The sequence below is a fragment of the Spirosoma litoris genome (assembly GCF_054776755.1).
Genome location: NZ_BAAHBI010000045.1, coordinates 20,423 through 40,161, shown reverse-complemented (window position 1 = coordinate 40,161; position 19,739 = coordinate 20,423). Strand labels below are relative to the sequence as shown.

14 protein-coding genes are annotated in these 19,739 nt (G+C 43.8%); all 14 read right to left on the bottom strand.

From position 1 onward, the window contains the following. Positions 1-125: 125 nt before the first annotated feature. The gene (locus tag ACYVGR_RS26650; protein ID WP_460962557.1) at positions 126-284 is read right to left on the bottom strand and encodes a helix-turn-helix domain-containing protein; all 159 of its coding nucleotides are present in this window, start codon (positions 282-284) and stop codon (positions 126-128) included. Between the two features lie 141 nt (positions 285-425). After that, positions 426-2,363, bottom strand: coding sequence for a carboxypeptidase regulatory-like domain-containing protein (locus ACYVGR_RS26645; protein ID WP_460962555.1), 1,938 nt, complete (start codon positions 2,361-2,363; stop codon positions 426-428). 20 nt (positions 2,364-2,383) lie between these two features. Further along, entirely contained in the window at positions 2,384-3,394 is a 1,011-nt protein-coding gene (locus tag ACYVGR_RS26640) for a hypothetical protein (protein WP_460962553.1), read from the bottom strand. A 105-nt stretch (positions 3,395-3,499) separates the two neighbouring features. Then, positions 3,500-5,773 (bottom strand): LamG-like jellyroll fold domain-containing protein, encoded by a 2,274-nt coding sequence (locus tag ACYVGR_RS26635; protein ID WP_460962551.1) that lies wholly within the window; start codon positions 5,771-5,773, stop codon positions 3,500-3,502. 16 nt (positions 5,774-5,789) lie between these two features. Next, positions 5,790-8,102, bottom strand: a complete 2,313-nt coding sequence (locus tag ACYVGR_RS26630) for a LamG-like jellyroll fold domain-containing protein (protein ID WP_460962549.1) — start codon at positions 8,100-8,102, stop codon at positions 5,790-5,792. Between the two features lie 36 nt (positions 8,103-8,138). Next, positions 8,139-9,014 carry a hypothetical protein gene (locus ACYVGR_RS26625; protein WP_460962547.1) on the bottom strand — a complete coding sequence of 292 codons (876 nt, stop codon included), beginning with the start codon at positions 9,012-9,014 and terminating at the stop codon, positions 8,139-8,141. Positions 9,015-9,111: 97 nt separating this feature from the next. Beyond that, positions 9,112-10,044 (bottom strand): hypothetical protein, encoded by a 933-nt coding sequence (locus ACYVGR_RS26620; protein ID WP_460962545.1) that lies wholly within the window; start codon positions 10,042-10,044, stop codon positions 9,112-9,114. A gap of 571 nt (positions 10,045-10,615) precedes the next feature. Next, a complete protein-coding gene (locus ACYVGR_RS26615; protein WP_460962543.1) occupies positions 10,616-11,575 on the bottom strand; it encodes a FlgO family outer membrane protein in 960 nt (319 codons plus the stop codon). 4 nt (positions 11,576-11,579) lie between these two features. Beyond that, complete coding sequence (locus ACYVGR_RS26610; RefSeq protein WP_460962541.1) at positions 11,580-12,542, bottom strand: FlgO family outer membrane protein; 963 nt, start codon at positions 12,540-12,542, stop codon at positions 11,580-11,582. 3 nt (positions 12,543-12,545) lie between these two features. Continuing rightward, positions 12,546-13,502: a FlgO family outer membrane protein gene (locus ACYVGR_RS26605; RefSeq protein ID WP_460962539.1), complete on the bottom strand. Its 957-nt coding sequence runs from the start codon at positions 13,500-13,502 to the stop codon at positions 12,546-12,548. Then, entirely contained in the window at positions 13,499-14,782 is a 1,284-nt protein-coding gene (locus tag ACYVGR_RS26600) for a caspase family protein (protein ID WP_460962537.1), read from the bottom strand. The genes ACYVGR_RS26605 and ACYVGR_RS26600 overlap by 4 nt, the downstream gene beginning before the upstream one ends. Positions 14,783-15,017: 235 nt before the next feature. Then, entirely contained in the window at positions 15,018-16,517 is a 1,500-nt protein-coding gene (locus ACYVGR_RS26595) for a hypothetical protein (protein WP_460962535.1), read from the bottom strand. 248 nt (positions 16,518-16,765) lie between these two features. Beyond that, positions 16,766-17,941, bottom strand: coding sequence for a hypothetical protein (locus ACYVGR_RS26590; RefSeq protein WP_460962533.1), 1,176 nt, complete (start codon positions 17,939-17,941; stop codon positions 16,766-16,768). A gap of 178 nt (positions 17,942-18,119) precedes the next feature. Beyond that, positions 18,120-19,730: an SUMF1/EgtB/PvdO family nonheme iron enzyme gene (locus tag ACYVGR_RS26585; RefSeq protein ID WP_460962531.1), complete on the bottom strand. Its 1,611-nt coding sequence runs from the start codon at positions 19,728-19,730 to the stop codon at positions 18,120-18,122. Positions 19,731-19,739: the final 9 nt, after the last annotated feature.

Here is a 19,739-nt window from a genome sequence, read left to right as displayed (position 1 = left end):
ACCCTGGCCCGCGGTTCATTGGCGTGATCATCACTCTGTGATGAGGAGCAAGGGACTGCTGTTTTCTTCGGAATGGACGGCCGATTGGTTTGTTCAGGGGCTGCTTGTCTTTTTGTTTTAGCCTCTTACTCTACCTTATCCACCCAATGCCGTACTGTCTTGCGATTGACGTTGAAGTGGACAGCGGCTTGGTCCAAGTTGAGCTTGCCCAAGTAGATTTGTTCCACCATCTGGTGCATGGTGAGTTCATGCTGTTGCATGGGTGATAGACTGAATTGATCCATAAGTTAACCAGTTTTTGGTCAGCTTTTTCCAGGACAAGTCACTTCGTTTATTGAACGAAAGTGGTAGTGACCCGTACTGAAACCATCCGATTATATCGATACAATCGAATAACCTGGACATGTTAAATTCTGCTTGATTATTTATTTACACTCAATTGAACGCACCTGATTACCACGCCAAACATCTACTATTAATATAGCCTGTCGCTTATTATCGTATGTTAGGCATGATACAGAAGCAAATGTAGCTCCTGAAGCGTCAGGTAATAATTTGCCATTGTCAAATTGACTCACTGCTTGGAAGCCATTGTAAATAATATCTACCTTTTTATCATCTAAGCCCACTCTATAAATGATATGTGCTACACTCGTCCCCGCTAATCTACGATCAAAAATATAGGCACATTGGTTAACAGCATCTACCACCATGCCTTTTGGATAATTGGTTTTATCCGGAGCTGAATTGGGGTTGGGAATGCCCAGGTTTTCAGAAGCAATTGTTCCATTATCCAATAAATTTGTTGCCGACCGCTTTCGAAGTATCCATCGAGTTGGATTGTTCTCAGGCTCTACATCAAGTGAATACACATCCGTTCCATCGAAATCGAGGTAAAGGTTTAAGCCCTGATAGTTTGTAAACTCCGTTACAACACCATCAAAGCCATATTTTTTATAAGAGCCATCGGTAAACGCAATCCCATTTAATCCTGGCTGTGGAACATATAAAATATCGCCAATAAAGCCTTTATCCGTCAGCTTTACGTAGTATGGCTTAGGTGTTGTTGATAGTTCGGTGCTGGTCATATGCCGGATACTGGCGTAGCCTTCAGCGTAATTAGCCTGGTAACGACTGGCATCATATTGGTCAGCAATGTAAAGGTCATTATTTACCGCAACTAGCTTAGTAGGGTTAACGAGCTTAGCTGTACTGTTGAGTGCTCCATTGACAAAACCAGGTTCCCGCTCAAGTAATGTGATTTCGCGAGTACTACCCGGATTTATACGATACACCCCTGACCGTAAAATCTGGTTAGACGATTGAGAACCTTCTACTCCACAAACAAAAATAGTCCCATCAACTGCTGTGGTAATATCGTTTATGTAAAGTCCTGTGCTAAGGCTGGCAATGGTATTTACAGTACAAGTCAGAGTATAAGTAAAAATGGCATTGGACGTGCCTTGTCCCTGTCCTGTGACAATTCGAATAGTACCAGTTTTAGCACTAACAGGAACCTTCACCTTTAATTCGGTAGGAGTGGCACTGCTAATCAGTGCTTTTTTATTTCCTTCAAACAGCACCTGTATTTTCGACGTGTCCGTTTCAAAGTTTTGCCCCGAAATAGTTACGTCAGTACCATATCCGCCGGAGAGGGGCACCACGTTCAATACAGCCGGAATAGCAGCTACTGGTAGCGATGTTACTGACATAATAACCTCGTAATCAGCGGTACTTTTGTAGCTGGTATTTACGGCACTATACTCAAACTGAATCTTGGCTGAAAAATCCCGTAATGTCGTAATACCCTTATTATCAACCGAAATGACGAGCTGAGCGGTTTTGTTTTGCTCTATGGTAATCGGGCCTTTGGGGGTTACACTAAGCCACTGCGCGGTAGGGTCGGGCTTAATGGTAATCTGTATTGGGCCTTGACTGCCAATATTTTTTAACGTCAATGATTTTGATTTATCATTTGCATCAATTTTCAGCGGCTGCACCGGGTCAAAATAGATAGAGCCCTTAGGCGTCATTTGAATACTAACCGTATTACTGTTGGGGTTAGCCGAAATAGTAATTGGGCCAACATACGTTTCATAACCATCTTTTACAGCCGTTGTTGACGTTCCTTCACTTAACAGAACATTAGGTATCGTGAAGTCGCCTTTTGCATCACTATAAACGGGTGTGGACTTCTCCAGTGTTATTTTGACCCCTTGTAAAGGTTGCCCTCCAATATTGTCAGTTACTTTACCTTGAATGGTTTGTCGGGATTCTGGCTCCTCTTTCTTACATGCCTGTAAGCCAATGATCATAATGAATACTATAAGCCTTACCAGGAATTTGACTGTATAAAATGTCATGGATGAGTATGCTTTGGTAGTTAAGGTGTGGTGACAGCGCCATTGCCTTGGGTGCTGCCATTGCCGTAGATATGCAATGTTTGTGAATCAGTACTTCTAAAATAGTGTGTATCACCCTCTTTCTGAACGCTGTTTTGCCGAAAAGATGTGCCCAAATTGTTTTTCAGATTATCGAAAAGATAGACAACATTGTTATTCGCGCTGTATAGTGAGTTAGTGGCTTGAAAGTAATGAAAGTTGTACATCGATGTACCACACCAAGCTAATGAAAACTTGTCAGTAGCATTGAAATTAGCCGCTATTGTTTCTCCTCCTGTTGCTACACTGGCTATTTTTATGCCTTTATTTACCATATAGGCATAACAGGCATCCGCTTTTTTCTTCCAGGCATCTAATGCAGAATAGGCATTATGCTCCACTAAATACGATTCGGCCAAATAATAGTCATTCTCATTGAGTAAGCAATTGGGGTCGGCCAGTACATCATCTGGATTCCAGGCATTCATGAACACGCGCATTCCTACCTGTCGACAATACTGAATAACAGTGTTCTGTCGATCGCGGGTTACTTTGAAGTCGTAACCGGCTCCATCAAAAAAAATACCCGATGCTTTTAGTGTTTTCCAGCCATCTATTTGCTGGCGTAGCTGGGCTTCGGAATAATTGTTGGTCGATACGCCCAGATCTATATAGCCAAAAACAAATCGCTTTTTTACGACCAATCCAGCTATAATGGACTTCGTATTGGCATAGTCGGGATGGCTGGTTTGCCAGAGTCCATCTCCCAGGACAATCAGATTAAATTGGGCAAACACTTTGATAGCAGCCGTTGTATCCCCCTTTCCATTGTTGACAAGCGACGGATAGCCGTAATAAATGCACAAGTGGCCGGGAGGGGTCGGTGTGTTGATATCTGCCCGCGAGCGTTCTACGAACTCCGTACTGCCTCCCGAAACAGGAACTGCCGTTTCGGGAGATGAACAGCTGAGTAGACCAGAAAGTAACAGTAATATACTAGCAAATGGCTTCATTGCCTGGATTTTATGAGTGTGTGGAGTTCATTAAGTCAACAGTAGTATTCTCAACAAATAATAAAGCCGTTGGAATATGCCAGCCCAAAGATCATGTTTTCTTTTTCAACGCTTCCACAATTCAGACACCTGCCCGTCGGTCATTTGAAAATTGTAAACCCTGAATTCGTCGAACAAAGCATTAAAGTTGGTGTTCTTGTTGCAAGTCCTGAGATTCCCTACGTTTAGTGTAGTGCCATCCAGCGAATAATCGTAGGGCCAACTGCTTGCTCTTGTCTGATCAAAATCTGATTTTACAGAGATGTATCGGTCTCCATCAAGATAAAAATTAAGCGTTTTGCCACTTTTGGTAAAAACAATATGATGCCATTTATCGGTTAATTCCGCTTGTTTTATAAGCGGGAACGTATTTTGCTTCTCATAATAACCGACATAAAAACTGAGCGTATTGGTTGCCGGATCAGTAAAAAGGTAGTATCCATCTCCAATACCGCACCCGATAAATTTACTGAGTAAGTATTTAGGATCTCCACTGAAATTGGAGGGGTTCATTTTTGCCCAGAATGCAATGCTCATATCACCAGTATAACCACCGAGATAATTTTTGTTCTGAACAATGATAGGACCTGCGCTTAAATCGTATGCACGTCCCTGATTACCATCTCGGTCAGTTGTTAGTTTGGCTTCGGCATTGGCATTATTCCCATTGCCACTCATATCTATAGAATTTCCATTGAAAGGATAGTAAAGCTGCAAGCCTGATTCCGTAGTAACAATCTCTTTCGTGGAACCATAATATGTTTTGCCATCTTGTGTTGTTACGTAAGCGCGTAGATAATAATTAGTGCCTTTGTTTAAACCTGTTAATGGGTGATCAAAACGCCCGGTGCTAGCCAGAGAGCCTTTCTCTACTGTTTTGCTTTTGTCTGCAATAGTCGGTTCTGCGTTGGTAGTTGACCAGCAAAATCCATGTTGCACAACTGGCGAGGAGCCTAATACAGTCAAGTTTCCCTGCAGCGAGGCCGAGTTTTCGGCCACATTCGTAGCCGCTAACGTACTAACTTCTGCGGCAGTGACCGGAACTTGTGTCTTGAACGTTATCGTACTACTATAGCCTGGCTTTGTGTCGCCTAGACTATTAATAGCAAACGCACGAACATAATAAACCACTCCCTGAGATAAACCCGTTAAGTTGACTCCAAACTTACCGCTCCCATCGGCATTGGCTTCAAAAACTTTATCGGCCAGAGTCGGATTACTTGTAGTACTGATGCAAAAACCCTGACGACTCACGGTTGACCCTCCATTGCTGGTAATCATGGCGGTTACACTAGCTGTGTTCAGGGTTATATTGTTATCAGGAATAGGGTCAATTGCCAGGGCTGGTGGTGTAGGATCGACCGAAGTAGTAAATTCCTTAACTTCGCCTAAACCCGTCCCGTTGGCATTGGTTGCATAGGCCCGCACGTAATAGTGAGTGCCCGCCTTGAGTGAGCGAGCCGTAGCCGTAAAGGCGCCCAGGTTACCTCCTCCTACCGATGCTTTCGATGCGTTGTCAGGTTTAGGATCAGTGGCTTCCGAGTAGTAAATCCCTCTGTCGGTTACCGGACTACCTCCTACGCTGGTCAGTGTACCCAACACATCAGCTGAGTTTTGGGTAATGCCTGTCGGCTGATTGGTAGTCACCGTTGGTGCCTGCGGGTTGGCGATGATCATGTATACATTCAGGTTATCCGTAAAGGGAATACCATTCTGTTTAAAGTTGACGATCGCTGTACTATTGTAGCTGTCAAAGCCCCGTCCTGTTCGATTAACCGTTACAGTTACTTCCTTCTGGCTTCCAGGCGGAATAGTCAGGGATGTCTGGCTAAACTTTACCCAATCGTCTTTCTGAGCTGGCTCGATGCTGAGAACTAGATCATATTGAGTGCTTTTGTTTTTGAAATAGACCGATTTTGCACTCTCATTGTTATTGAAGGTAACATTAGATGGAGTGATTTCCAGAGGAGACTCGAGTTCTAATTTTACGGGCAGCGAAGAGATATTACCGGCCGACACCGTAAAATCCTGACTGGTTATTTTGTAGCCTACAACTGTAACGGTGATTCGGTAGTGCCCCGGTTTTCTAGTTTCGGACTTTTCTTCAAAGAAACCATTGGAATTAGTGGCTCCTGTCCCATTTTCTGACTGTAGAATTGCATCCCGATACTCCCAAGATAAGCTGGCATTGGGAATTTTCTGGTTGGTAAGTTTATCTGTAACGGTAATGTTGAAGCCCGTTTGGGGCGCGGGAGTTTTATCTCCACCACTACAACCATCTAATAGTAGTACCAATGCTATCACACTGGCATATTTCAGGAATTCAAGTACCGTTTTCATATAGTGTAGGGTGAGTTTATTTTTCACGGTCGTACAAATCTTTCACATCATCATCCGAAAGGCCGTAGCTATAGAACCGGAAGTTATCAATGCTTCCAACGAACCTAACGGGCGTGTATTGGCACTTAGTGGCTTCGTAAGAAAAGCCACTTAAAGTCAATTGCCCTTCATAAATAGTACTATTATTGGTAAGATATCCCCCAATTGTTGAGGTAGTAACAGAGTTCGTGTTAGCTATCAAACTATTTAAATAGCAATTCACAGAAGTGCCTGTTTTCGTAATTACTACATGGTGCCATGAATCAGAAAAACTGGTTCCATCCGCTAATTTTACCTTAGTTTTCATTTTATCGGTACCGGCCACAAAAAGGCTTAGTGAATTGTTAGTTGGATCTGTGAAAATCATAAATCCGCCCCAAGTCGCACTTTCAAACCCGAAACAATCATCTTTATAACCTTTGGATAACAAAACTTTTTGCGATCCTGTGAAGGCCGAAGCATTGATTTTTACCCAAAAGCTATAGGTAAAGTCGCTCGTGAATCGGCCAACTGTTGCATTCTGTACTTGAATCTTACCTGCACTCAAATCATAAGCACTTTGTGAGTTTCCATTTTTATCTTCGGTGAGCTTAGCTGTAGCAAGAGCATTGTTTCCATTGTAGCTGGCATCACTGGCATCTCCGTTAAACGGATAAAAGACCACTAATCCCTGCTCTTTTGTTACAAACGTTTGAACATTGCCATAGACTGTTTTCCCATCGTTCGATGTGGTGTATATGCGCAAGTAGTACAATGCCCCTTTTTTCAAATTCGATAGGTTTGCAGAAACAGCCCCTGGATCGGCTTTAGTTCCTAATTGATTTTTCTCGGCATTGTTGATGTCAGGCATTGCGCTTTGCCGGGACCAGCAAAAACCATGTTGTGTAATAGGACTTGACCCTAATTCAGTAATGTTGCCCTGCACGCGGGCTGTTGTTTCAGTAATGTTGGTGGCAGTCCCGGTGGTCAGTTTCACCGGTGTGATAGGTACCTGCGTTTTGAAAGGAATTACCGGACTATAGCCAGGTTTGGTGTCGCCCAGACTATTGATGGCAAACGCACGAACATAATAAACCAATCCCTGCGATAAATCAGTTAGATTTGCCCCAAACTTGCCACTCCCATCCACATTTGCTTCAAAAACTTTATCGGCCAGGGTTGGATTGCCGGTGGTATTGATGCAAAAACCCTGTCTGATCACTGTAGAGCCACCATTGTTGGTAATCATAGCCGTGACACTGGCCGAGTTCAGCGTTATGGTGTTTTCTGACACAGGGTCGATCGTTACTACTGGTGAGGTGGTATTGACCAGGGTGGTGAATTCCTTAACCTCCCCTAACCCTGTCCCATTGGCATTGATGGCATAGCTCCTTACAAAATAGTGAGTGCCTGCCTTAAGCGAGCGAGCCGTAGCCGTAAAGGTGCCCAAGCCACCGGCCCCAACCGATGCCTTTGAGGAGTTGTCGGGCTTAGGATCGGTGGCTTCCGACCAGCAGATACCCCGTTCGGTTACCGGACTGCCTCCTATATTGGTAAGTGTACCCAGTACATCAGCCGAGTTTTGAGTAACACCCGTTGGCTCATTGGTGGTTACGGTTGGTGCCTGCGGGTTGGCGATGATCATGTACACATTCAGATTAGTATTATAGCTAAGGTTGCTCTGTGAATAGTTTACGATAGCTGTGCTATTGTAGCTCCCAAATCCTCGTCCTGTTCGGTTCACGGTGACGGTTACTTCCTTCTGGCTCCCTGCAGGAATCTTTAGCGAAGTCGGATCAAATTTTACCCAATCATCTTTTTGGGCTGGTTCAAGGTTAATTACTAGGTCATATTGATCGCTTTTGTTTTTGAGATAGAATGATTTAACTGTTTCGTTACCGTTAAATGTCAAATTCGGTGGCGTAATTTCCAGGGGTGATTCAGGCTCAAGCTGGATTACTACCGAAGCTACATTGTCGGCCTGTACAGTGAACTCTTTAGGAGTAATAGTATAGCCTTTGGCAGTCACTGTAATCCGGTAGTTTCCTGGTTTGCGGTTCTCTGATTTTGTTTCAAAGAAGCCATTTGTATCGGTCTTCCCTGTCCCATTCTCTGATGGTAGAATTGCGTCCCGATATTCCCAATCTAAACTAGCATCAGCAACTGGCTTATTCGTACGTTTATCCGTTACGGTGATATTGAAGCCTGTTTTAGGAGATGGAGGATTCTCTCCACACCCTTTACAACCATCCAATAGTAGCACTACAGCCATTGGACTAGCGTATTTGAGGAATACGAGTATCGTTTTCATAGTTTCTGCAAAAGAGGTTTGGCAAAGAAACTGTAACTAGCGATTAGGACTCAATGAGTATGAGACAGAGAAGCCAGCGTGACTTATTGCACCATAGGGTCTGACATTCCAATAACTCCAAGATATTTTTTTGTTGACAACTGGCGTTCCAGAATAGTCTCTGGGCCCTTTTTTTACAATGGCATCAATCACGTTATAGGCAAACAGCAAGCCTCCACCTACAATCAGCACTCCAGTTTTGGTATTGTGCCAGTCGTCTCTTTGTTGAATAAAGTTGCTGAACTGAGTTGCATTTGTATTATATAGGTTTGCCTGTTTCTGGTAATAATTCTCGTTAGAAAGCGATGCCCCATACCCTGCTGCGATGAGTGCAACACCGCCTAGAATCAGGCTGCCTTTTAAGGGTTGCTGTTTATAAAACTGCGCCCAACTTGGCACCACTGCCCGTAGACCCGCTTTTCTGCGTGGATAAGCATTGTCAGGTAAATGTTCGTTACAGGATTCCTGGACATACAAAATCCAGCATTCATATATACCTTTTCTTTTCTCAAAATAAGGCGCTTCCTGTCGTGTAAAACCAGTTAGATATTTGCCCCCCGTTGTCTGAATGATTTCGCTGACCTTCTTTTCTATTGATATTCCTTGCTTACCATTGATGATCTTTATATCCTCTGATATCTCTGTTGGAGCATGATTGCCAACATAGTCCGCTAGTTGATTGATTGCATCAGCTTCGGCTTTGCGCTGAGCTAACCCTTTATCTTCATAGCTACCATGCCCCAGAACAAATTTGAAACAAGTACCTGGGTATTGGGGTAGATTGTCGACCCACTCAGGCCGGCGTTGGGCAATAATGTTTAGTGATATCCCTAATAAGAAAGTAGTATAAACTAAGGAATAGATTGATTTCATAGCTTTGGCAGAAAAAATGGAACGTAAGTTGGGGCATTGCTCTTTACAATGCTTTTATCGAACAGGTGAGGTATTTCTAATCAGGGAATCAAAAAAATTAGCGTTGGCTAGTACCTGTTATGGCTACATTAGCACAGCGCAACCCCTGATCTTTCATTTCAAAGATTTGCAGAGATTTTATTGAACTGTCCTCCACATCGAAGGTAATCTTCCCGATTACTTTCACGCCGTAGATAGCCGTATAGCCTGACACGTTACCATACATAGCTGAATTGCCAGAATTGCCAATATTGATACTTGAAGCACTGTATTGACGACCTGTATCGGTAATAATGTATGTTTCCCGGCTGTTGTAACCAAAAGCGGCATCTGCTTTATCGTTGCGGTCATTTGAAACCGTCAGATTGCATACCAATTGGCGACTGTTGAGGATACACTCGCTTATAGAGATCAATGCGCCAGGTGTATTACGCCCTGAGCACGTATTAGTAGCGGACTTTTCCGGGTCTTTGGTAACGCCAATAGAAGGATTCGTTGATTGCAAACAGGTCAGCATACTTTTGATACTACCTGTGAGGGTGAACCCACTTTTTGCAAAGCCAAATACCTCAAGAGTTGGCAATTTGATGATGCTGACTGAAAGTCGTACTTCCTCGCCATGGGTAGTTATGGTTCCGTAGACTAGTGCATTGATGCCCGAAACTTGGCCGAGCTTAGCAGCATCGTTTTTGGCTACTAGTACGCCCTGAACCGTCAGTTTATTTTGTTCCAGAAGCTCTTTAAGTAGTTCCTGATTCACTACATTAATGCTGCGCCCAGACACAGAGAGATATCCCGTCAAATCTTCGGCAAGTGATTTGCCGTATTCGGTTGTACAGTCTTTATATTTAAATGTAGCAACTGCCACATTTTTATTGCCACTTTTTACGACTTGATCAGCAATCTCGTTTGCGAGTGCTTTAACCCTATCGTCTTGAGCATTGGCTAAACATGGTAAGACAAGCAATAGAAAAAACAGCAAAACTTTCATTGATTTGTGGAGTTCTTGGTTGAGGCATTATTTCAATAAAATACTCTAAATGCTTCTCTGATTGATACAAATAGGGGAGCACCAACTTCATTCTGTCCTTTGTAAAACATTGTTGACTTACTGTCGTCCGGCTTTGATTGAGCTAATGTTTTTTATTTCAGATGCAATCGGTACTGTACTTTCTACAACAGCCAATGTTAATCCACTGGCTTTTATGACTATTTCCAATGAATTACCCAGAGCAGTGTAATTGCCTGTAATTATTCCTTCTGCACCTGTTAGTAGTCCCAGGGTTGTATAGTTTTCGGATCAGGAATTCGTTTAATCACCAGCTTATTATCGCGAAGTACTTAGACTAGTTGGCTTCGGTCGGCAAGCTGTAAGGATGTATTGGCCTTCATTACACTTATACCAAATTTGTTCGCCATGTAACGCTCCATTTCTGTTTTCTGATTTTTTTAAGTTAAGAAATGAGGAAATAACAACGCGATTTCTACCGTTTGTCTCGATCTGTTTGGAAAGGTCATTTGCTAGCAACTGCAGTTGTGACCGTACAGCTTGGCTATGAATATTAATTAGGTTTAGTTTTACTTAGGAATAGACGTTCATTGTTGATAACTCGAACAATAACTTTACAACCTTCAACCACCAGTGGCATTTTTCCGTACTGGCGATTTTCTTCCTCTTCTTCAGCCATATGGAAATAGAATTCGTATGTTTTGTTGCCAATTTTGTCATAACCACTTGTGTCAAGTAGTGGCGAACAATTACGGCCATTTGTACCAATTAGAACATTTGGGCGGTATGGAATACTTGAATCTTTCACCTGATACAATATCAAGGCTTGTTTTGTAATATTCTCGAAACAGACCTGTCCTTTGTTGTTTCCAATCCCGTCCAAACAGGTAGTTTTGGGCAGATCCATTTTTTTATCTCCCATTATCGTATAATTTAAATCTTGGCCGGTAGAATTTCCTGTATTAATACTTGACGTCTCCTGTGATGAGCTACTACCCCCACCTGGCTTCACAGTTGAGCGCAAAAGATCATTAAGAGCATTGTCGCGAGAGATAGAGCCATCAGTACCTGCGATGCCACTACCTCGAACAACATCAATCGCTGTTATGACCAGTTCAATCGACTTACCGGTTGGTGTAGTTGAACCTACAACGATCAGCTGGATTCCGGCTAATTGTCCCAAAGCGGCCTGGTTCTTTGGATCAAGGAGTCCGTTGGCACTCATCTTATTTTCATTCATCAAAACATCCACCCGGCTTCTATCAAGAACATCCAGCCCGTTACGGATAAGATAAACACTGAACTGTTGAGCAAGGAATTTTCCAAGTTCGCTTACATTGTTTTGTTGATCTGTGAAAGGCGCTACTGCTAGGCGCATATTGCCCCTTTGTCTGAGTTGCTGGCTGAGATCATCAGCCAACTTTTTGAGTTGGGGCTTGAAATCAGGTTGCATTTGTCCATTTGTAAGAAATGGGAAACACAATGTTAAAATCAGTATTACGGCATTCTTCATGATCTCAGTTTGGCTTAGTTTTGCTCAGAAAAAGACGATCGGAATTAATAACTCGGATAACAGCTTTGCACCCCTCTACAACAACAGGCATTTGGCCATACCGACGTTTATCCTCGTCATCCTCCGTTGTATGGAAATAGAATTCATAATTGCCATCACGAATTTTATCATATGCCCCTGTATATAACAATGCTGTGCAGTTCCTTGCATTTTTTCCAATCAATATATTAGGCGTATAGGAATTGCTACTGGATTTATCGACCAGCCTGTATAGCACTATAGGTTGAGGTAATATGTTTTCAAAGCACACCTTTCCAAAATTGCCCATATTAGTGAGGCACGACTCCTTAGGCAGAGGCATCGTTTTATCACCCATTAAAACATAGCCGATATTTTTATCTTGAGGGGTAACCGTTTGCATCGTAGATACTTCCTGTAAAGAGCCATTTCCTCCACCAGGTTTTACTGTAGAACGCATGAGATCATTAAGCGAGCTGGTTCTTGGGATAGAGCCATCTGTAGCGGCTATCCCGCTACCACGACCAATGTCTGTTGCTGTTATCACGAGCTCAATAGACTTGTCACTGGGTGTTGTAGTACCAAACACAATGAGCTGGATACTGGCTAATTGTCCCAAAGCGGCCTGGTTCTTTGGATCAAGGAGCCCTTTTGCACTCATCTTATTTTCTTCCATCAAATAGCTCATTTTACTTCGATCCAATACGTCTAGTCCATTTCGAATGAGGTATACACTGAATTGCTGAGCGAGATATCTGCCGAGCTCAGTAACATTATCTTGCTGATCAGTAAAGTTGGCTACTGCCAAGCGCATGTTGCCCCTCTGTCTAAGTTGCTGGGTGAGATCATCAGCCAATTTTTTGAGTTGGGGCTTGAAATCGGCTTGTGCCTGGCTGTTTATTGAGATCAATATATACGACAGTACTAGAAAAAATTCGACTCGTTTCATAAGCTATTTGGGTTTGGTTTTGCTCAAAAAAAGCCGGTCTGTATTGATGACTCGTGTTATGACTTTACACCCTTCGATAACAATGGATATTTTACCATATCGGCGGCTTGCTTCGTCTTCCTCAGTGGTATGAAAAAAGAGATCATAATTAGTATTTTCAACCTTATTGTTTGTGTTGGTAAGAAAGAGGGGTGCACAGTTACGGGCATTTGTACCAATTAGTATGTTTGGGTAATAGGTATGTCGTCCATTGGCCTGATAAAGTACGAGAGGTTGTTTTAAAATATTCTCTAAACATACTTGCCCATAATTATGGCCAGACAAGCAAGTTTCTTTGGAGAGGTCTAGCGTTTTATCGCCCATTAGAACATAGCCGATATTTTTATCTTGAGAGGTAACCGTCGGCATCGTAGATACTTCCTGTAAAGATCCAGAGCCTCCACCTTGCTTGACCGTTGAACGCATTAGATCATTAATCGCAACTGTTCGGTTTAGCTTAGTCTTGGCGCTGGCAATCGCTTCTGCTCCCTGAATATCCAGAGCCAGAACATTGATCGCTACTGTATGCTCATCAATTGGGGCAATAGTACCTGTTACAATTACTTCCATACCCGCAGCCTTGCCAATTATAAGCGCATTAGCTGGGTCGAGCAGTTTTTGCGCCGTCAGCTTATTTTCGTTAAGAAGATCGGATAGGCGTTGTCGATTGATGACCCGCAACTTATTGTTGACTAACTCGCCCTGGAAGTTTTCAGCCAGATATTTACCTAATTCTGGCACATTTCCCTGTAAGTCATTGAAGTCCGCCACCCCTACACGATTCTTACCGGTTGCCCGTATACGTTCGGCCAATTGTGTAGCCATTTTCTGCATTTTGGTATCAATGTCGCTATCCTGGGCCTGGCTGTAACCAGAGCAGAATAAGAACAGAAGGAGAAATAAAGTTTGTAAAGGTTTCATCGTTTTGACGGATTACTGGCGGGTAATTGAGTGCGCTGATTGGGGAAATTGATGGGGATATCTTTCAGTTTATTTAAGGCTCGTTCAATAGAGTTCTCTATAGCAATATTTTTTTGATGATCTGTACCACCTTCTGAAAGTTCTATTTCGTCGAGTATATCCTTACCTCTTGTAAACTTTAGTAGCAGCTGTGTATCTGCCTTGATAAGGTCAAAAGACGAGTTATTCACCTCGATAGAGTTGTTACTGGTACTCGTAATACACGTTACGGTGCATATTATGTCCTCATTCAGCAGTCCTTTGCTATTTGTTTGTAACTGAATGTCGTAGTCTGGTAGTTTTTGTTTCAGTTCCGCTGCGGCCTTCTTGGCTAAACCTACATCTAGAACCGTACTATTATTAGGTTTATAAGCAACTACGGTAATGCTTTTAAGGGACGCAGGAGATGGGAGTGCAGTTGTTCTTATAAATACATAATCGTCAATCAGATCATCCCAACGCTTGGGATCCTGTCTGTCGTTACTTCGTAGTAACACCCCTTTTTTGGTAAGATCGAGTATGGAACGTATTCCAACATTAGGCGTAGGCAGATACTTGATCAATTCTGAGGTGAACAGACTGTTTATTTTGTCGTATGTGTTGTCATCTGCTACATCACCTTCCCGAGTGGCAAAGGCGATCATACTATTTCGGTACTTTTCCATTGGCTTTGCCAAGCCTCGAAAATCGTTCCCAACGAGTGTGCCATCACAGCGCCTTAGTGATCCTATATTTCGGCAGGCATCTAAAAAAAAGAAATTATTCTTAATGCCTTTAGACAGCACAGTATCCACTACTCTATTGAGAGAGACAGACTCATATGATTTGAGTTGATCAACACAACTTATCTGTGTATCAATTGGTAAAAGGTAATTTATATCGCCAACTCCTAAACCATGGCCAGAGAAATAGACTAACGCTACTTCTACTTTACCGTTGGCCAGTTTGTCTGCAAACTGCTTTATAGCTTCCTGAGTATGGGTAAAATCGAGGTTTTTGTATGGAAAAACCTCAAACCCTAATTTTTTCAGTACTGCCGTAACACTGTCAACATCACGTTCTGTATTGGTCAGTGGGCTGATTCCATTCCGATAGTCCTTATTACCAATTACAAGCGCTAATCGCTTTCCAGTGTTTTTAACGATTGTCGTTACACCGAGTTTACTACCTGACTGAGCGTAGGTGGCTACATAGGAGAAGATAGCTACCCATATGAAGGATACAGTTACTGTGACTTTCACGGTTGTTGGCTTTTTTAATAGATCGTGGATAGATCGAAAATCTAATCAGGTCACTCAAGAAAAATTTACCGTAACATGGTAGAGTTTTCCTATGGTCATAAAGAGCTTTAAGATAAGAATTTAGAAATGGCCTGCAATAACTATCCACAATTATTGCAGGCCATTTTATTAAGCGTTGTATTTGCGCCTTGTTGCTTAAAGTAGAGCTGATGAAATCGGCTCTATACCTGTCTACCTATACAAATACCAAAGAGGCCGTTTGCCGAAGTTGCTTTCCATTGGGCAGATTAGCTACTAAGGTTACTACATCATTTATCCCAGCTTCCTGAGCACCCGGAACGATTAGCTTTACCCCAAAAGTCCCGTCGCTTAGCAGCGATGTTACGGTTGTGGATGTACTGTCCTGATAGCCATCCGTTCCTGTTATCGACAGGGTCACTACCGTTCCATAAGGTAGGCAGCTCAAGCTTGCCTGAGCAACGTACGTGTATTTGGCAAGAGGTTTCGACGGTTCAAGAATCAGATAGTTTACCGATGGTGATCCGCCTAAGTCGATACTTAGATTAGGGTACGCTTGTTGCCCATCGATGTCGACCAACTTACTATAAATTGGTTTGGGGCCGACCCCAACTGCTTCCGCAATAAACTGAAGGTTGCCCGTCCATAAGCGTTCATTAACGTCGGCAAAATTTGCGTTACAAAAATCCGTTACGGGCTGTATTGTCCCATCAATCACCTTTTGGCACCCTGCGGCAGCAACCTTTTTTAAAACAAAATTTACTCCTTTACTACAAGCCGCCACTGCTGCCGTAAAGGCCGGGGCAGCTAGCCCCCCACTTTCTACCGTTCCAGCCGCAGCTAAAGCAGTGCAAAGTCCTTTACTAAGTAATTCAATGCTGGCACTACAGATACCCGCCTGAATTGCCCATTTGCACAGTTTCTGATGGTTAATCTCAATTTTTGAGGCTGCGTCGTCAGATAAAATAAAACAACTATATATCCCTTTTGTGGTGCGCACTGTCGGAAAGCGCCCTACTTTAACCAGTTGATTGAGCTTGTCAGTTTTGTACATGCGAATCCAAACCTCCGCATCGGCCGGGAACCCACACTTTTTTACATCAACCATGATCGACGATTGACCAGCCAGTCGCGCTGCCGATGGAAAGGAGGTTTCTGCTAGCGGTTTTTCCGATACCATCAATTCGATTGATTTGCCACTGCGGGCTTCAGTTTGAGGCTTGGTAACCGTACCTGTAGCTGCCAGCCGTCCTGAGCCAGTGGTACTCACTTTAGCAAAGTCGATTTCAGTGCTCAACTGCTGGTCTTTATCTGCTGATACAAACGTGACCAAAGCTTTACTGGCACTAGACCATTTAAACGCAAACTGCGCCCCATCTTCGCTAATGATTTTGGATACGTTTGACTGCGCATTGAGATAACAGTAAGTTGCTAGTTCATTTTGAGCCTGACTTCGGTAGGTGATTACATCAACTGTCTTCGGAATACCTTCCAGGTCTCGAGTTCCGAAGTACTCGATGAGTTCGCCCGCCTGCGTGTCAACTTTCAGGATAAGCGAATCCTTGGGGTTGGTCATGAACGTGTATGGGTTGAACGGTTGAACGGAATCGGTGTCTCCTTTACATTGGTCAAGGCCGCTGATTAGTCCTACGCTGAGCGCTCCCAGGCCTAACTGGCGTAAAAAGCTGCGACGATTCGTGAGAGGTGCAGTTGACATAATTGAATTTGTTGGGTGTTAGCGATACGGTTTACCTCTTAATCGCTTGCTCGACAGAAATCCAATCAGTAGGTACTGAAATAAATCAATAAAATTTTCCGTATTAGTAATCACTTGCACTACTTGATGCGTTTTGGGCTTCATACCTCTGGTGATGGGTATTGGGCTGATTTATATTCCTGGCGGGATAAACCCCTGCTGGTAGGTAAATCTCGCTTGCGGTATTCATGGAACTACGCAAAGGGTAGTCAAAAAGAGGGTGTACTTTTCAAAGTAGTTAAGCTGGCATTGCAGGTAGCTATTAGTTTGGCGACAGCCGCTTTTCCCTCCGGCCTAAGAGCACTGAAGCGATTGAAACTGGCTAAAGCCACTTCATATTGTTGAATAGCCTGATCGGGATTTCCGGCTGCCCGTAGCTTTTCCGCTTTCGCAAAGGCCTTGTGGCCAGCCTCAAGGTAGTCGCCAGCTGGGTCCGGCTGGCCTTGCTGTTTCGCTGGCCTGAGAGCTGTTGGTTGAGTTTGAGCCGGGGTTGGTTTTACGTGGGTCGGTTCGGTTGCTGGCTTGTTGGACTCAGGGCGGGTTTCTGAACTCGTGCTTTTGTCTTTTTGCTGAATCTTATTTTCGACAGGCTTGGGAAGGCTTTGGGCTTGAACAGGATTATCTATTTTTGATGAATCAACGACAACGGGTGTTGAGGTAGTTGTTGAACTGATTGCAGTTGTAGTATCAGACGTTGGTTGTTGTTGTACCATCGGCCCAATGAAATAATACCACCCTACAAGCAATCCTGCCACAATAGTCAGAACGCCTAGTAGAGCAGTTATTGGTATTTTTTCAGTTGACTTATCGCCATTATCTGGGGGTGTTTGCGTTACCGCTACAGCCTGCACAACGGCGACAGGATAAGTATATGTCTTTTGGGTGATGGATTCCCACTGATTTTCGCTCTTACGATACTCTTCAACAACTTGGAGTGCAATGTCGACCCGGCTGGGATCGGCGATTAGTAGGGAGTTCGTTGACAATTGAACTTGCTGGTATCCCTGCCCCTGTGGTAGGAGCTGGTCATTGGTTATAATACAGAACCGAAAATTGCCTGAGCTAAACAGCGTAGCTTTTCCCTGTGTAGTAAGCCAGGCCAGGCCAACACTTTCGGTAATCTGATCATCAGAGTAAGGGCATTCGTCTCCTTTCGACTGTTGGTAGGCATCCCGAAACCACTCCCAATAGTCGTTCAGTGTTTGGTCTATTTGTTCAGCAGTAGGCGCTGTAGGCTTACTCAACACATCACTCAGCCGTTTGAGTAACACCTCAATTTGTTTACCCGATGCGCCTGCCAGCCAATAGTGGCCATTGTTTCCTTCTGTAAATGCCGTACCGGGCGTGGTTTGTTGCCTGTGAGATTGATAGGTATACGTTGCCATGCTAATTAATCGAATGGAGTGGAGGATTTCTAATCAGTTGTGCTGAAAAATCTATTTTGTATGCAGTGAAAAGAAGATTGTGAAAAATGACCATTGTAACATCGCCTGGGCATTCTCTCACTCCTCATTCGATTCTAATTCTCTCCGTAGAGAATCGACAAGGCATTCTAAATTAACTTCAATCCACCTGGGCAACAACTCGAAAGCCCACATAATGACTTTGAAATGATGGCGCGCGTCTTTCGCTAAACGATACCGAACACTCCTCTATCTCAGAGTTCCAAGCCCCCCCTTTAAACGCCGGTTTCATATCGTTGTCATCGCCATTAGAGCTAGTGATGCTGCCATTTGTCTGCACTTGTTTGCTACACCACTCCAATACGTTACCAGTCATGTCGTATAAACCTAATGGATTAGGAGCGAAACTACCTACTGGAGCAGCAAAGGCGAAACCATCTGTATAACCTTGAAGTACATCCCAGTCTAAAAACGTTTTTTGTGCAGTCTCATCGGCTATGTTTCCAACCAGCTTGCCAGATGGAAGTTCATCTCCCCAGCTATATTTGCTGTGAGTACTCCCTCCTCCAGCGGCATATTCCCATTCAGCTTCAGTAGGCAACCGATACTTCTTACCCGTCTTCTTGCTAAGCCAACCACAGTAAGCCTCAGCATCATTATGGCTTACATAAATCACAGGATAGCGATAAGCCGAAGGTGGCCGAGGTTGCCCTTGTTCGTCAAATCGCCAATTCACAGTTTTAGAATTGGCCCTTACCCATTTTTTTCCATTCCAGAAAAAATTATTTTCACTCGTATATCCGTCGGTTTGATAATGTGTGTCATGTATAAATTGCTCAAATTCGCCAATAGTCACTTCATATTTGCCCATCAAAAATGAGCTAACAGTAATAGTTGTACCACCGTCCGTTTTATACGTTCCTCCTTTAATAAAAACCATGTCCGAACCAGCAGGGGCAGAAGCTGAGGAAACTGGTACTATTGGCTTTATAAAGAAATAGTCATCATAGATCATAGGAATGTAGTGGGGATACTGCGTCGGCTGGCCTAGCCGCTGACTCTCACTATTGGTCCGCTGGTTGGCTTTCCGAAAGATCTCCTGAACCTCCAACGGCTGACGCAGATAGATCAACAACGACTCCGTGTAGAGACTATTTCGGTTGTCTTTACTCTTATACGTAGCTGTTTGGCCATAATCCGTAGCAAAAGCCATCAGCGTGCCGGGTGGGTTGTCTTCAGGAGCTACCAATTTGAAGGCCCCATCGCCTTTGGCAGCCAACTCGTTGCGACATGCGTCTACTACCAGAAACAGATTCCGAACCCCCCGACGGGTAATCCCATCCCGCAGCTCGGTTGTGCTGATGGCTCGGTTCTTGATTCCTCCCACTGTCTCCATGGCAAACTCAATGGGTAACAGATAGTTGTCACGCAGGTAGCCCAGGCCATGCCCGGAAAAGTAGACGAAGGCGACATCACCAGGCTTGAGTGAATCGGTGAACTGGTCGATGGCATCTTTAGTCTGAGCCAGGGTTTTGTCCTTAACCAGCATCACCTCAAAGCCCAGGTAGCGCAGGGCAACGGCCATGCTGTCGGCATCGCGGAGGGTGTTTTTCAGAGGTGCTTGGTGTTGGTAGTTCTGGTTGGCCAGCACCAAGGCTCTTCGTTTGCCTTCCTGGTTGTTTTTGAAGATGGGTCCTATCCCCATTTTGGGCTGGGCCACAGCTTGCTGAAGCAAGAGAACGATTAAGAAAGTGGCTAGAAACGGTTTCATGATTAGTGT

Coding starts and splice junctions, on each gene's coding strand:
- ACYVGR_RS26620 (WP_460962545.1), bottom strand. CDS start 10,044: ATGAAAGTTTTGCTGTTTTTTCTATTGCTTGTCTTACCATGTTTAGCC.
- ACYVGR_RS26590 (WP_460962533.1), bottom strand. CDS start 17,941: ATGGCAACGTATACCTATCAATCTCACAGGCAACAAACCACGCCCGGT.
- ACYVGR_RS26585 (WP_460962531.1), bottom strand. CDS start 19,730: ATGAAACCGTTTCTAGCCACTTTCTTAATCGTTCTCTTGCTTCAGCAA.
- ACYVGR_RS26605 (WP_460962539.1), bottom strand. CDS start 13,502: ATGAAACCTTTACAAACTTTATTTCTCCTTCTGTTCTTATTCTGCTCT.
- ACYVGR_RS26635 (WP_460962551.1), bottom strand. CDS start 5,773: ATGAAAACGGTACTTGAATTCCTGAAATATGCCAGTGTGATAGCATTG.
- ACYVGR_RS26640 (WP_460962553.1), bottom strand. CDS start 3,394: ATGAAGCCATTTGCTAGTATATTACTGTTACTTTCTGGTCTACTCAGC.
- ACYVGR_RS26630 (WP_460962549.1), bottom strand. CDS start 8,102: ATGAAAACGATACTCGTATTCCTCAAATACGCTAGTCCAATGGCTGTA.
- ACYVGR_RS26625 (WP_460962547.1), bottom strand. CDS start 9,014: ATGAAATCAATCTATTCCTTAGTTTATACTACTTTCTTATTAGGGATA.
- ACYVGR_RS26645 (WP_460962555.1), bottom strand. CDS start 2,363: ATGACATTTTATACAGTCAAATTCCTGGTAAGGCTTATAGTATTCATT.
- ACYVGR_RS26650 (WP_460962557.1), bottom strand. CDS start 284: ATGGATCAATTCAGTCTATCACCCATGCAACAGCATGAACTCACCATG.
- ACYVGR_RS26615 (WP_460962543.1), bottom strand. CDS start 11,575: ATGAAGAATGCCGTAATACTGATTTTAACATTGTGTTTCCCATTTCTT.
- ACYVGR_RS26595 (WP_460962535.1), bottom strand. CDS start 16,517: ATGTCAACTGCACCTCTCACGAATCGTCGCAGCTTTTTACGCCAGTTA.
- ACYVGR_RS26610 (WP_460962541.1), bottom strand. CDS start 12,542: ATGAAACGAGTCGAATTTTTTCTAGTACTGTCGTATATATTGATCTCA.